This is a genomic window from Indolivaga capnocytophagoides (genome assembly GCF_036511535.1).
GTDB lineage: Bacteria > Bacteroidota > Bacteroidia > Bacteroidales > Dysgonomonadaceae > Dysgonomonas_A > Dysgonomonas_A capnocytophagoides.
Map to the genome: position 1 here is coordinate 4,543,324 of NZ_AP028867.1, position 12,886 is coordinate 4,556,209.

13 protein-coding genes and 1 tRNA gene are annotated in these 12,886 nt (G+C 36.0%); 4 read left to right on the forward strand and 10 right to left on the reverse strand.

Features of this window, described 5'->3' with window-relative positions; genetic code table 11:
• Position 1: 1 nt before the first annotated feature.
• Complete coding sequence (locus tag AABJ51_RS18420; RefSeq protein ID WP_338373755.1) at positions 2–1,645, reverse strand: sulfatase-like hydrolase/transferase; 1,644 nt, start codon at positions 1,643–1,645, stop codon at positions 2–4.
• Positions 1,646–1,871: 226 nt separating this feature from the next.
• On the opposite strand from AABJ51_RS18420, the gene corA reads away from it, so the two are divergent.
• Positions 1,872–2,951 carry a magnesium/cobalt transporter CorA gene (corA, locus tag AABJ51_RS18425; RefSeq protein WP_338373756.1) on the forward strand — a complete coding sequence of 360 codons (1,080 nt, stop codon included), beginning with the start codon at positions 1,872–1,874 and terminating at the stop codon, positions 2,949–2,951.
• Between the two features lie 60 nt (positions 2,952–3,011).
• Here the strand turns inward: corA and AABJ51_RS18430 are convergent, their stop codons facing one another.
• From AABJ51_RS18430 to AABJ51_RS18445, 4 genes are all read right to left on the reverse strand, one after another.
• Positions 3,012–4,460, reverse strand: coding sequence for an amino acid permease (locus AABJ51_RS18430; protein WP_026625412.1), 1,449 nt, complete (start codon positions 4,458–4,460; stop codon positions 3,012–3,014).
• A gap of 187 nt (positions 4,461–4,647) precedes the next feature.
• Complete coding sequence (locus AABJ51_RS18435) at positions 4,648–5,190, reverse strand: DJ-1 family glyoxalase III (protein ID WP_338373757.1); 543 nt, start codon at positions 5,188–5,190, stop codon at positions 4,648–4,650.
• A 24-nt stretch (positions 5,191–5,214) separates the two neighbouring features.
• A complete protein-coding gene (locus AABJ51_RS18440; RefSeq protein WP_035331129.1) occupies positions 5,215–6,129 on the reverse strand; it encodes an energy transducer TonB family protein in 915 nt (304 codons plus the stop codon).
• 43 nt (positions 6,130–6,172) lie between these two features.
• On the reverse strand, positions 6,173–6,886 hold the full coding sequence (locus tag AABJ51_RS18445; protein WP_338373758.1) for a pyridoxine 5'-phosphate synthase: 714 nt from the start codon (positions 6,884–6,886) through the stop codon (positions 6,173–6,175).
• Positions 6,887–7,372: 486 nt separating this feature from the next.
• Between AABJ51_RS18445 and AABJ51_RS18450 the strand changes: the two genes are divergently transcribed.
• On the forward strand, positions 7,373–8,245 hold the full coding sequence (locus tag AABJ51_RS18450) for an NAD kinase (protein WP_026625408.1): 873 nt from the start codon (positions 7,373–7,375) through the stop codon (positions 8,243–8,245).
• An 11-nt stretch (positions 8,246–8,256) separates the two neighbouring features.
• Here the strand turns inward: AABJ51_RS18450 and ruvC are convergent, their stop codons facing one another.
• Positions 8,257–8,823, reverse strand: a complete 567-nt coding sequence (gene ruvC, locus AABJ51_RS18455; RefSeq protein ID WP_026625407.1) for a crossover junction endodeoxyribonuclease RuvC — start codon at positions 8,821–8,823, stop codon at positions 8,257–8,259.
• A gap of 15 nt (positions 8,824–8,838) precedes the next feature.
• Positions 8,839–9,147 (reverse strand): DUF4286 family protein, encoded by a 309-nt coding sequence (locus AABJ51_RS18460; RefSeq protein ID WP_338373759.1) that lies wholly within the window; start codon positions 9,145–9,147, stop codon positions 8,839–8,841.
• Positions 9,148–9,297: 150 nt separating this feature from the next.
• Between AABJ51_RS18460 and AABJ51_RS18465 the strand changes: the two genes are divergently transcribed.
• Both AABJ51_RS18465 and AABJ51_RS18470 read left to right on the forward strand, forming a co-directional pair.
• Positions 9,298–9,371 (forward strand) — tRNA-Ala (locus AABJ51_RS18465).
• Positions 9,372–9,692: 321 nt separating this feature from the next.
• Positions 9,693–10,181 carry a hypothetical protein gene (locus AABJ51_RS18470; RefSeq protein ID WP_338373760.1) on the forward strand — a complete coding sequence of 163 codons (489 nt, stop codon included), beginning with the start codon at positions 9,693–9,695 and terminating at the stop codon, positions 10,179–10,181.
• A gap of 99 nt (positions 10,182–10,280) precedes the next feature.
• On the opposite strand, the gene AABJ51_RS18475 is transcribed toward AABJ51_RS18470, so the two are convergent.
• From AABJ51_RS18475 to AABJ51_RS18480, 3 genes are all read right to left on the reverse strand, one after another.
• Complete coding sequence (locus AABJ51_RS18475) at positions 10,281–10,820, reverse strand: GNAT family N-acetyltransferase (protein WP_338373761.1); 540 nt, start codon at positions 10,818–10,820, stop codon at positions 10,281–10,283.
• A 4-nt stretch (positions 10,821–10,824) separates the two neighbouring features.
• A complete protein-coding gene (locus AABJ51_RS19425) occupies positions 10,825–11,184 on the reverse strand; it encodes a DUF6713 family protein (RefSeq protein WP_353527779.1) in 360 nt (119 codons plus the stop codon).
• Positions 11,185–12,163: 979 nt separating this feature from the next.
• On the reverse strand, positions 12,164–12,874 hold the full coding sequence (locus tag AABJ51_RS18480) for a DUF3823 domain-containing protein (protein ID WP_338373762.1): 711 nt from the start codon (positions 12,872–12,874) through the stop codon (positions 12,164–12,166).
• Positions 12,875–12,886 lie beyond the last annotated feature (12 nt).

The window sequence follows — 12,886 nt, forward strand, 5'->3', positions numbered from 1 at the left end:
CTTAATTTCGGTAATGAGATTCCCTTCGTTTGACTTCATCGTAAGTCATATCTCCAATAAACCTTTCCTGAAGAATGTATTTTTTCGAAAAGATACTTTTTGAATCGTCGTAATCCTTGTATTTTATATTTGCCAGATCAGAGATGCTGAAAATAACATCCCCTGTTGAATATGGTCTGTTCGGAATGAAATCGAGGTCGGTTCTTGTCTTTCTGTAATTAGGGGAAAGCCATACAATAAATGGTATTTCGCACATGTATGTGGATATTTTCTCGTACGCATGCCCTGAAAAGTCTCTAATGTCATAAACCTCTTCTCCGTGATCTGAAAAATACAGCAAAGCACTTTCATTGTCTTTCTGATTTTGAAGAGCACGTATTATCTGGTATATCAGATTGTCATTGTATAATACCGAATTGTCGTATTTGTCAATTGTATGTATCGCTTTCTGGTCTCTGAACGGTGTTTCCTTGATCAGATGATCTTTGCTATTATTAAAGACGTTAAACGAAGGTGTATATCTGAATTCATAGGCCATGTGATTTCCTATCAGATGGACTATTATTAGTTTGTTTTCTTTGCTGGTTGTGTCTTTTAATAACTCTTTGAACTTGGGTAGTATTATTTCGTCAGGTTGATTTTCGATGGATAGGTCACACTTGTATTGAGCGAGATTAAGAAGAGCATCATAACTCGTTTTGTAGCTTCCTCCGAAAGGTTGTGTACTGATAAAATATGTCTTGTATCCGGCTCTGTTGAATAATTCTATAAGTGACGGTTTTTCGGTTATATATTGAGGTTTGTTATTATCAGCCATGGTTAATATAGACCTTAGTACAGGTATTGTATGTACCTGTGGCGAAAGAACATCTTTATACACAAGCAGACTATCACCTAATGATTCGAGTTTTGGACTTGTCTTTCTTGGATATCCGTATAATGACATGTGTGTGCGTGTCAGAGATTCGCCGATAACTAATACAATGGTTCTCGGAGGAGTAGAATCGATACTTGTTACCGGATAGTCTAAAGACTGACGCTCGGCAATAGCACATTCTTCTTTATTGAGCCTTATTTTATAATTAATAAATAATCTATAGAAGTTTATAAAATATACCGATTTGTTGAGAGGTGGAATAACTGATATAAAAACTACCGTCAGAAGCGATGATATGAACAGCGATTTGTATTTTTTTACATCCAGCGGCCTTACATTCTTCATCTTGCAAATAACAAGAAAGCAGATAAATATATAAACAACAAATGCTACGATAATCCATGGGTTGAAGTAATGAGCCAAGAACTCTTTGCTTTCGGCAGGATTAGTTTCGAATAGGCTGATAACACTATTGCCTTGCAGTAACACATGCGCAAATAGCAGATAGCTGATATAAATACTTCCAGGTAGATATGCGACAACAAATAGAAGGGAATATATGAGTTTTTCCCATTTTGGGGCGACAAAAATGAGAAGAATAAAGATTGCTGTAAATAATATGAGATTGACACCCAATAGAGCCAATACTTCTGTAGTCCTAAGATTTTCGGCGATAGGACTTAGTACCGGAAGTAACAGAACAAGATAAAACAAAAAGAAGAATTGCAGCTTCTTTTTGAATAATAGGGTTAGTATAGTATTATTCATCAACTATTATGATTGAAAAAATCAGGTCTCAGACCTTTTTATTGATTTACGAAATATAAGAGCAACAGTGTGTTGTGTCCCAAAAGTACAATATTTAAATTTTTCACTGCGACTTTAACAACAGTCCGCAATATTTTATTGTATAAAAGGTCTCTTACCTTAAGTGGTAGCAAATATAGCATTTTTTCTTACTTTTGGATATCATAGGTTTAAATATAGATTGACAATGTCGAAACGAATATCAACAAATGCAAAAATGCGTAGGCATGTGAAGAATGCTCACTTGTTGGAAAAATTGGTATATATGGGCGAGGAAAATATTTCAACCTCCATAGAACTAATTCAATACGACCGTTCGCAGATAAGCGAGAAGAGTGTTCAGCCTGCGGAGAAGCTGAAAGACCTGCTTAAACCCGATTGCATAAACTGGTTCAGAATTACCGGTATCTCCGATGCCGAAACAACTTATAATATTTGTAAACAATTCGGGATTCCCCGCTTTGATATAAAAGACTTACTTTCGGGGTATCATGTTACAAAAGTGATAGAACATGAGACTAATACTTTTATCCTGATGTCGGGATCATATATTAATGAGGCTCATGAACTGGGAATATATCAAAACGCATTTATACTCGGCGATAACTATGTTGTGAGTTTTCAGGAAAGACCTACTTCTATTTTTGATGATGTAAAAGATGCCATAAAAGGCGGAAGGGTCTTAATTCGGGAAAAAGACGAAGATTATTTGCTTTATATTCTTCTCAACTGTCTGCATTCATCGTTTAATGATACGGTTATTAAGCTTACAAACCGATTGAATGAAATGGAAGATCGTTTGATTGAAGACGATACCGATAACCTGAATGTCATGAGATTTATAAGCCAGCGTAAGAAGGATGCTTCCCTGCTGAGGCGTGTAATCGCCCCGTTACGTGAAGAATATATAAACCTATTGCATAATACGAACAAACTGATCAAGCCTGAAAATATTATGTATTTCGAAGACTTTGATGACCGTTTGCGTACTTCATCCGATGACTTGATGTCGCTGAAGGAATCCATCAGTTCATTATCCGATTTGTATTTCAATAACAATAATCTGAGAATGAATAATGTCATAAAGAAATTGACGATTGTATCTACTATCTTTATTCCATTGACATTTATGGTTGGAGTTTGGGGAATGAACTTCGAATTTATGCCCGAGCTGAAATGGGAGCACGGATACCTGTTTGCTTGGGGGATAATGTTTATAATTGTAATTCTTGCTGTATTTTATTTAAAGCGAAAGAGATGGTTCTGAGAATATTATTATATAAAAAGATAAGGCTGACCAATATTGTTTTAGGTCAGCCTTATTCCTTTATTTTTTAGCGAGTTTACTGTGCTTTATACTATACGAAAAGTAGATGATGAAACCTATAACCATCCATAGAATCAAGCGCAACCAGGTATCCCAAGGTAAAAATATCATTTGTAAAAGGCATATCGCTGCTCCGAGTATCGGAACCAGAGGCACGAATGGTGTTTTAAACGGTCTGTTTACTTCCGGAGATATTTTTCTAAGAACAATAATTGAGACACAAACTATAACAAAAGCCATAAGAGTTCCTATCGATACTAATTCGCCCAGAATATTAATAGGTAATACTCCGGCGATAATTGCGGAAGCTATTCCTGTTACAAATGTCGATTTATAAGGTGTGCCGTATTTGCGATGTACGCCAGAAAAGAATTTAGGCAACAGACCATCTTTAGACATTGAATAGAAGATTCGAGACTGTCCAAGCATCATAACCAAAACAACGGAGCTTAATCCGGCTATTGCTCCGATTTTTACCAATGGCGACAGCCATTGCAGTCCGCTGCCTACCTTATCTATGGCATATGCTATCGGTGCAGGATGATCAAGTTCTGTATAATGAGCTATTCCTGTTAGCACAAGCGTTACCGCCACATATAATACCGTACATATAAGCAATGAATACAGTATCCCTTTGGGCATATCTTTTTGCGGATTTTTTGCTTCCTGAGCTGCAGTCGAAACGGCATCGAATCCTATGTAAGCGAAGAATATGACACCGGCTCCTCTCAATATTCCTGAAAATCCGAAATGACCGAAAGATGTTTGTTCCGGAATGTAAGGAACCCAGTTATCGGTAGATATATAAGCTATCCCGAATCCGATAAATAAAAGAATTACGATTACTTTTACAAATACGATAACATTGTTTAAAGTTGCGGATTGTTTTATACCCAAAACAAGTAATACAGCCATCAGCGAGATTATAAACATAGCAGGGAAGTTGATGATGCTTCCTGTCAGATACCATCCGCTATGTACATCATATCCGAAGGGAGATTCGGCTATCGATACAGGAATATGTATTCCTATTCCATTCAGAAAACTGATTACGTAACCCGACCATCCTACAGCAACGGTTCCTGCCGTGAAGAGATACTCTAGAATAAGATCCCACCCGATAAACCATGCTATTAGTTCGCCTAAGGTCGAATAGCTGTATGCGTAAGCACTTCCGGCCACAGGAATCATTGACGCAAACTCAGCATAGCATAGACCTGCCAACAAACAGCCTATTGCCGATATGACGAATGATATGGTAAGTGCCGGACCTGCGTAATTGGCGGCGGCTGTACCTGTGAGGACAAAAATACCTGTACCGATAATTGCCCCTACCCCCAGTGCGATAAGATTATTGGCACTGAGCGTACGTTTTAATCCGTCCTTATCCGAGTTGGCTCTGGATAGTGCTTCAGCAATCGATTTCTTTCTGAATAGAGATTCTTTCATAAGTTTTCAAAAATATTCTTTTAAATAATATATTGCAAAGTAAAATAAAATATTTATGAAATAATGATTGTTTTATGGCTTTTTGTGTGGTAAAATAATATTTGTAATTGGAGTCTGTCTTTTCAAAAAAAATATCCTGCAGAATCATTCTGCAGGATATTTATATGAGTTAGATTAAAAATCGGATTTATAGAAGGAGTAAGCCTTTTGCAACTTCTTCTCTTTTTTCTTTTCCTTCCAAAGTTTCTAATAATTGCAATGCAAAATCGAGAGTAAGTCCGGGTCCTCTTCCGGTGACTATATTTCCTTGAACAACAACAGCTTCCTTTGTTGCAAGTTCTGCTCCGTCCAGGTATTTTTCGAATCCGGGATAACATGTCGCTTTTTTTCCTTTTAACAACCCTAATCCTCCCAATACCATCGGGGCAGCACATATTGCAGCTATGTTTTTGCCTCTATTATTAAATTCGATCAATTTTTCTTTCAGACCGTCATGTTCATTGATTCTTACTGTACCTCCGGGTAATATCAATATGTCGGCGGATGAGAAATCTGCATTGTCAAAAAGTTCATCTGCAATTACAGGAATTGAGTGGCTTCCTACAACAGTCTTTTCCTCAGTAAGAGAAACCGTTTTAATCTCTACACCGCCACGTCTGAGAATATCCACAGTTGCTAATGCTTCTATTTCTTCAAACCCGGTAACTAAAAATATTAATGCTTTCTTCATATCCGATTGATTAAGTGTGAGAACTTAGTTTAGGTTGAACTTATATGTAATTGTTCCTTTCTGGTTATTGGTCGTATTGACTATCGCAAATTTTGTGCGTTGTGCGGCACGTAACGATTCATTTCGGAGAGTAGAGTTGGTTGTATTTGTTCCACGTCCGATACTAGCCTCTATCACATTTCCTTTAGGGTCAACAATGATGTCTACAACTACTGTTCCATAATCATCGACGGTATAAGAGGGTAGTTTAAGTCCTCCGGAGCCAACACCTCGTCCCCCTAGGTCATAAGTACCTGTTCCTCCTACGCCCGATACTTTTCCTACGCTGCCGTTTCCGGCGGGTGATCCCTGAGTACCTGTGCCGTGAGTATTTCCTCTGCTTCCGTTACCCGAACCATTACCGAATAAACCTGCCATCTGACTGTTTATGTTTTTTTTGCGGTCAGCCTCTTGTTTAGCGATGCGGTCAGCTTCGGCTTGAGCCAGACGATTGGCTTCGGCAACAGCAGCTTCTTGTTTTTTCTTGGCTGCTTCCTGCTTTTTGGCTTCGTTTATGGCGATTGTTTTCTCTACATCCTGTGTCGCAGTGGGTGCTTTTGTTTCTTTTACGATTTTTGTTTTTGTCGGAGTAGGAGCCGGTGATATTTCAGGTTTGCTTACGGGGTTTTCTGATTGTTTCAAATTATTAGGCATCGTAGGATCCGATTCGATTGGTTCCAGCACATCTTCGGTAAGTCCGTTTCCACGGCCGAAAGGTTCGTCATCGCCAAGAGCATCCTGTACGTTTCCAAACATGACAGGTACTCCTCCTAATTCTTCATTTAGTCGGTCTTTGTCGGTAGGCTTTATGTAATAAAGCAGCAGGAATACAATGAGTAAGACATGAAACCCGATAGTTCCTGCCAAACCGATTGATTTTTCTTGTTTTATTGTAGCCATAATTCCTATTGCTTTTATCTCACCCTTATTTAGATTGAGAGGTTTATTTTAAACAGTTTTTATAAGCTGCAATAGTTCGTTCCAGTCCTAAATATAGCGCATCGCTGATCAAGGCATGTCCTATTGAAACTTCTTCGACATAGGGTATATTCTTATAGAAAAAGTTGAGATTCTCGAGGCTCAAGTCATGCCCGGCATTAATACCAAGTCCCAGATGTTTTGCTATTTTAGCCGCTTCTATAAACGGAAGTATCGCTGCTTCGGGATCTTTTGGATATAATGTAGCATAAGGCTCTGTATATAACTCTATCCTGTCTGTTCCTGTTTTGGCTGCATATTCTATCATATCGGGATCTGTACCTGTAAAGATAGAGGTGCGCACTCCCATTGCCTTAAACTCATCTGCCAGATCGCTGAGAAACTGAAAATTTACTTTAGTATCCCAGCCTGCATTGGATGTTATCGCATCCGGAGCATCCGGGACAAGTGTGACCTGTGTTGGCCGTATTTCTTTGATTAGCTTAATAAATTCGGGAGTAGGATATCCTTCTATATTAAATTCTGTTTTAATTCTTGCTTTTATATCATAAACATCTTTAGTTGTGATATGGCGTTGATCCGGTCGGGGATGTACTGTAATTCCCTCTGCTCCGAATTTTTCGCAATCGACAGCTACTTGTGGCACATTTGGCACATTGCCACCCCGTGCATTGCGAATGGTTGCCACTTTGTTGATATTTACACTCAATTTGGTCATGATAGATTCTTGTCGTGATTAAAATGATGCCTGAGCATATTTGTGAAACTTTTTTACCACCTTTGCAGTATAATCAATTGCAAGGTATGCAAATTTAATACGAAATACCGAGACTTTGCGTTATTTTGGGATTTTTAAGGGCATTTATACACTATAATCAGCATCCTTTTTATATCCTGAAAAAATTGAGTAGTTACGGTTGATTATGGAGTATTATTTAACGAATAAATTTTTTTATATATAAAAAGAGTTCTTTAAAATCAGTTATCAATGATCAGGCAGCAGTTATCAGTTAATCTTGAAAAAAAAATCAGATTGATGGATCAAAAAGGATCAATAAAAAAAGATGTAATTTAAGAGTAACCTTTTTCGATTAATTGAAAATTAATAAATTCCAACTGATTACTGATTTTGTAACCTTTTCTTTTTTTGCTCTTAATATTATAAATGTAATAAACAGGTCTGAGACCTAAATTGTTTTCCGGTATGAAAATAGGAATATTTGGCAACGAATACCAAAAAAGCGAACAGGTAGTTAAGATTCTGGATATCCTTGCAAAAAGCGATGTGCAGATATTTATACAAAAAGAATTTCATGAATACTTATCACCTCATATACATTGGGAGGGTAGGGTAGAAGGTATTCTCGATTGCAAAGAACTCGATCTGGATATTGCGTTAAGTATAGGAGGAGATGGAACATTCTTAAAAACTGTTTCGGCTGTTCAACTCAAGAATATTCCGATTCTGGGTATTAATACAGGTCGGTTAGGTTTTCTGGCTGATGTATCGGAAGACGATATGGAAGAAACATTGACAGAAATCCTTGCCGGAAAATATACAATTGAAGAGAGAGCTCAGTTGCGACTGCTGATTAATGGAAAAGATGGTAATCCGGAGCATTATGCGTTGAACGAGATTGCTGTTCTGAAACAAGATCTGGCATCGATGATTACTGTTGATGTTTTTATTAATGATGAACATCTGACATCATATGAGGCAGACGGTCTGATTATCGCGACTCCAACAGGGTCTACTGCATATTCGCTGAGTGTCGGAGGACCTATTATGACTCCTAATAGTTCTACCTTAGCTATTACGGCCATTGCTCCTCATAGTTTGAATGCAAGACCATTAGTGATTGAGGATGAGAATATTATAACACTGACTGTAAAAAGCCGTAGTTGTTGTTTCCTTATTTCTCTGGATGGTCGTTCAAAGATGATGTCCGCCGAAGGAACTACTCTAAGAATCGAAAAATCGGCCGTTCCTGTTTTAATTGTTAAGAGAATAGGGCATACATTCTATAATACGTTGAAAAAGAAATTGAAATGGGGTACAGATCCCCGTTTAGGCTAACCGGACACTTCTTATTTCAGGCCGCTCACTTTACCCGGATTCTTATTGATGAAGTCTTTCCAACTGTTGAATTTTTTATCCTGTGTGGGGTTGTTTGTCTGGAAATAGTGACAGAGAGCAGCTGCCAGTCCGTCGGTTGCATCTAATTGAGGGAGCATATTCTCATCCGGAATTTTCAGATAATTCTGGCACATATATGCAACCTGTTCTTTGGCTGCTTTACCATTTCCGGTTATAGACATCTTTATCTTTAGCGGGGCATATTCGAAAATAGGAATATCTCGAGACAAAGCTGCAGCCATTGCAACACCTTGAGCACGTCCAAGTTTCAGCATACTTTGTACATTTTTACCGAAGAAAGGGGCTTCTATGGCAAGCTCGTCAGGAAGATATTCATCGACTAATCCGATTACTCTTTCGAATATTCTTCTCAGTTTTAAATAATGGTCGTCGTATTTGCTGAGTTGCAGAACACCCATGGCGATAAGAGACGGTTTGTTGTTTAATACCCGCAATACACCATACCCCATTACTTGCGTACCGGGATCAATGCCTAATATTATACGTTCTTTGTTTATTGGTGCAGCCATGCCTTATAGTGGAATTTCTTCGAGAAGGGTTACAAATCCAGCAATTTTACTGCCAAATCGGTTATTCATTTCCTGTTGTAATTCTTGCCCTGTAGTTTTAGCCCAACTGTCGAGAGTATCTATATCAGTAGTCTTGAATTGCATGGCATAGCTTACTCCATGTTCTTCATGTTGAGCTTCTATTTTTGCAAGTAAAGGTTGTTCCAATATCTTGCTTTCAATAGCCTTAGGTATATATCTTTCTTTTAGATAGATGAGGCATTCATCATGAATAGAATCATCGATATGTAATGTTGTATTGAAAATTAGCATCTGTATCTGATTTTAGAAGGACAAAGATAAGGAGATAATTTCAGTAATAGACGAAAGTCTTTTGCTCTCCCTAATTTTTTAGGGTAATTATAGTTGGCGGAATTAAAATTATTCTATTTTTGTATCCGAATCTGAAAAAAGATTCAAAATGGGGGATTAGCTCATCTGGCTAGAGCGTAACACTGGCAGTGTTAAGGTGATCGGTTCGAGTCCGATATTCTCCACTACATCGGACAAACTTGATAAAAAGGGTTTGCCCGATTTTTTTATATCGTTGTAAGTGTTTGAATTTCACTAAATAATCTAAAGATCTTAATTAGATGTGGAGTGTAAAATACGTTATTGGAAAATAGAAGACGCAGAAAACCTAGCTGAGGGTTTCTATCATCATTGATATGAAAATGTATTCAATATTAAAGATTTAAAGTGTCATGCATTTATTGTTTTAAATGATATTATTTTCATCTTTAATCCTTATTTATATGAATAACGATTTTTAGGCGTTAACTAACAAAAATACATAAGTCAATAAAAGAGTGATAGGAATGATTGAAGATATTGGATTTTCTTACGTAGGGTTATTGTTTATTTTAATGTTAACTGTACCTAATATAATTTGGACAAAAAATAAACCTCTAAATTATAATTCAAGTAATGAAAATAGGGGCTTGCTATTTCTTGAAAGAATAGGACAAATCTGTGTAACTACCATTGCTCTTTTTGTGAAAAATTTTAATATACAAGAAGTCAGTATTTGGCTTATTTGGCTGTTTATAGCATTTTCTATAATGATTATTTATGAATTTTGGTGGATAAGATATTTTAAAAGTGATAAAAAACTCTCCGATTTTTACAGCAGTTTATTTGGTATACCTGTTGCAGGAGCAACTTTACCTGTTATTGCGTTTTTCATATTGGGTATTTATGGCGAATCAATAGCAATGCTGATTGCTGTTGCGATATTGGGCATAGGGCATATCGGAATTCATTTACAACATAGAGCAGACCTAGAAGACAAAGAAGAGTCTGATTGAAGAGTATCAATAAATTTTATGATTTTTTTTAATCTTCAATAAATGAGATCAATACTTAAGTGTTGTGTGCCACTTCTAATTTTTATATGCTTAGGGATTTTATACTAAGCTTAGCTCGTAAAGTTGAAACCATTTCAAGTGTTCGTAAGGTAGCCCTAAATCAACAGTATCGATGTATTTATATCCCATTTTTTTATATAATGCTACTGCAGGAAGGTTATTTTCCGAAACATCTAATCTAATAGATTTATTTTGATGATTCAGAGCGTATTGTTTTGTAAACTGCAATAGAGTGGTCGCTATACCTTTATTTAAATAAAGAGGATGAACAACTAGTGTTCTTATAACTAATACATCTTTGTAATCGGTAGCAATAATCCATTTTGCTTTATCATATGCTTCTTCAGGAATGTGGTTTAATATAATACTACCAACTATTGTGTCATTTATTTGAGCTACAAATAAACTTTTTTCTTTTATCCCATTGATTGCAGTCTCCCTAGTTGGATAAATATGTTTGATCCAACCCGGATAATTTACCGTTGATGTGAAATAATCATTCAACTCATCATAAAGGAGTTCTAATTCATCAATGTGTATCGGATCTGCTTTTTTTATAACAATATCGTTTATCATCATATTATTATCTGAATAAAATAAGGTCGAAACATCCACAGAGTGAAATTCCGATTATTATCAGCCATGAAAATAAATTTCGGAATTTGTTTTCTCTGTGCTCAAGGAATATAACATGTAATATTAAGTGGATAATCATAAATATATCAAATGTCTTGATGAATATTTCTCTTATAGAAGCATTTGCCAGAAACCAAAATATCCCAATAAATAAGGGTATATGAAGACATGTGAATATTATATATCCGAGTCTATCGCTTAAAGAAGAAAGAATCGGAAACATTTTCCATTCTTTATGACGTATAGCATCCATCTCATGTATAAGAAATAGAGATAGACCAGAATAGAATAGTATATTATCAGGCATGTTGTGGATATAAGTTGAAAATCAATAGTTTGTTCTCCTTTAAAATTATAAAATGAAATAAAAACTTAAATGAACTGTTCCTTTCTGCAATTTCTTGTAGCCATTCTTTGGGTTCATGATACCATTTTAATATATAATCCTTATATAGCCATTGTTTGACTAGTTTTAAGTCAGAGTCTTTTATCGGGCATAATATGAGCTTGTTGTATTTTTATTTTATTATTTATAGTTCTCCTTTTTTATTTTCACATGTCTTGGTATTCGGTTTTTTCGATGTTCTTTTAACGTCCAAGTTTCGTTCTTATTACTAAATTTTGTTATGCCTATTTCCTTCTTAATAAAGATGTTATTGATTATATTGTCAGGAATAATCATTTGATTACTCCTGATCTGAATGTTTGCAATTAAGAGTTGGTTATCGGGGTGCTCTATTCTATAAGAGTTCTTATTACATAAGATAGTAGATATATAAGTACTGTTTTTACTGTTTTGATATAAAATTTTGAGATTTATTGTATCATTAGCATTCACAAGAGAGAGGACTATATCATCGTTGCAACCGCAACATTTAGTGTTTGATGGATAATTCTTTGTATGGGTAGCAATATATGAACAAACTATGTATGTTTTAACCTTCTTGTTATTTTCGAAAGAAATAGTATCCCCCTCCTGATAAGGAACCCAATTTAAATAAATAGGATTGAATTGAGGACAGTCGATCAGTGTTGAACATGATGCAAAACATATTGACAGAGTAATTATAAATACATACAATTTATATCTCATTTCTTTAGATCAGATAAGTGTTCGTTTTTGATATAAGCCAAAGCTAATATTTTTTTTAATATGTTCAATAGGAGAGAGCATCATCCGTGTATATGAATTTTATTCATTTTGTATATAATCCGATTGTTTTATAGCAAAAAAGAGACTGTCCTTAGATAGACAGTCTCTTTCTTTTCTAAGACGAAAAAGATCCTTATTTTAAAGAAATTTTTTGTACTTGAGTATAATAATATTCACTCGAAACAGTTGCTCTTACTCCGATACGTATAAATAGATAATCGGCATCAGCTAGCTTATTCGGAATATTGATCGTTGCTATAGTTTCTTTTTCTAAGACTATTTTGTCCACCTTGATATATGGCTGTCCCTCGTTGTATTTGTTTGCTTCATCTACTTGATCGTTTTCATTCTTTTGAGAATCTGTAAGTATCGATTTGCCAAAGAATACAGATACTTCCCCGAGATTAGCAGATTCAACGATCTTATTGATTGTAAATTTTGCAGTGATTGTTCCAGCTCCTTTTGTATAGCTTTCTTTACTGATCGCAAAGTAAGGAGTGACAGGGATATCCACAACTGTATTACCTTTTACATCGATAACGATGGTGTCACTGGCTTGAGCGATCCAAGGTGCCCCTGCCAAACGAACCAACTTGTATTGACCATTGAATAAGGATGCCGAGAATGTTCCATCCTGAGCAATATAGACCGGGATCTTAGAGTGCAGAGCATAACCATCTTGCCATAATTCCAATTGAGTGGCATTAGTACGTACACCTACCGCATTGCCGTTGTAAGTGACTTTTCCTGACAGAGTTGCCTTTGGAGCATCAAAATTGTCTTTTTCGCAACCTGCAAAGACACTGCAGATGATTGTCAGAATTATTATATGTAAGATTTTCATGATTATTATTTT

Excerpts from the sequence above, each read along its gene's own strand:
- AABJ51_RS18420 (WP_338373755.1), bottom strand. The coding sequence starts at position 1,645 with ATGAATAATACTATACTAACCCTATTATTCAAAAAGAAGCTGCAATTC.
- corA (WP_338373756.1), top strand. The coding sequence starts at position 1,872 with ATGTCGAAACGAATATCAACAAATGCAAAAATGCGTAGGCATGTGAAG.
- AABJ51_RS18430 (WP_026625412.1), bottom strand. The coding sequence starts at position 4,460 with ATGAAAGAATCTCTATTCAGAAAGAAATCGATTGCTGAAGCACTATCC.
- AABJ51_RS18435 (WP_338373757.1), bottom strand. The coding sequence starts at position 5,190 with ATGAAGAAAGCATTAATATTTTTAGTTACCGGGTTTGAAGAAATAGAA.
- AABJ51_RS18440 (WP_035331129.1), bottom strand. The coding sequence starts at position 6,129 with ATGGCTACAATAAAACAAGAAAAATCAATCGGTTTGGCAGGAACTATC.
- AABJ51_RS18445 (WP_338373758.1), bottom strand. The coding sequence starts at position 6,886 with ATGACCAAATTGAGTGTAAATATCAACAAAGTGGCAACCATTCGCAAT.
- AABJ51_RS18450 (WP_026625408.1), top strand. The coding sequence starts at position 7,373 with ATGAAAATAGGAATATTTGGCAACGAATACCAAAAAAGCGAACAGGTA.
- AABJ51_RS18460 (WP_338373759.1), bottom strand. The coding sequence starts at position 9,147 with ATGCTAATTTTCAATACAACATTACATATCGATGATTCTATTCATGAT.
- AABJ51_RS18470 (WP_338373760.1), top strand. The coding sequence starts at position 9,693 with ATGATTGAAGATATTGGATTTTCTTACGTAGGGTTATTGTTTATTTTA.
- AABJ51_RS18475 (WP_338373761.1), bottom strand. The coding sequence starts at position 10,820 with ATGATGATAAACGATATTGTTATAAAAAAAGCAGATCCGATACACATT.
- AABJ51_RS19425 (WP_353527779.1), bottom strand. The coding sequence starts at position 11,184 with ATGCCTGATAATATACTATTCTATTCTGGTCTATCTCTATTTCTTATA.
- AABJ51_RS18480 (WP_338373762.1), bottom strand. The coding sequence starts at position 12,874 with ATGAAAATCTTACATATAATAATTCTGACAATCATCTGCAGTGTCTTT.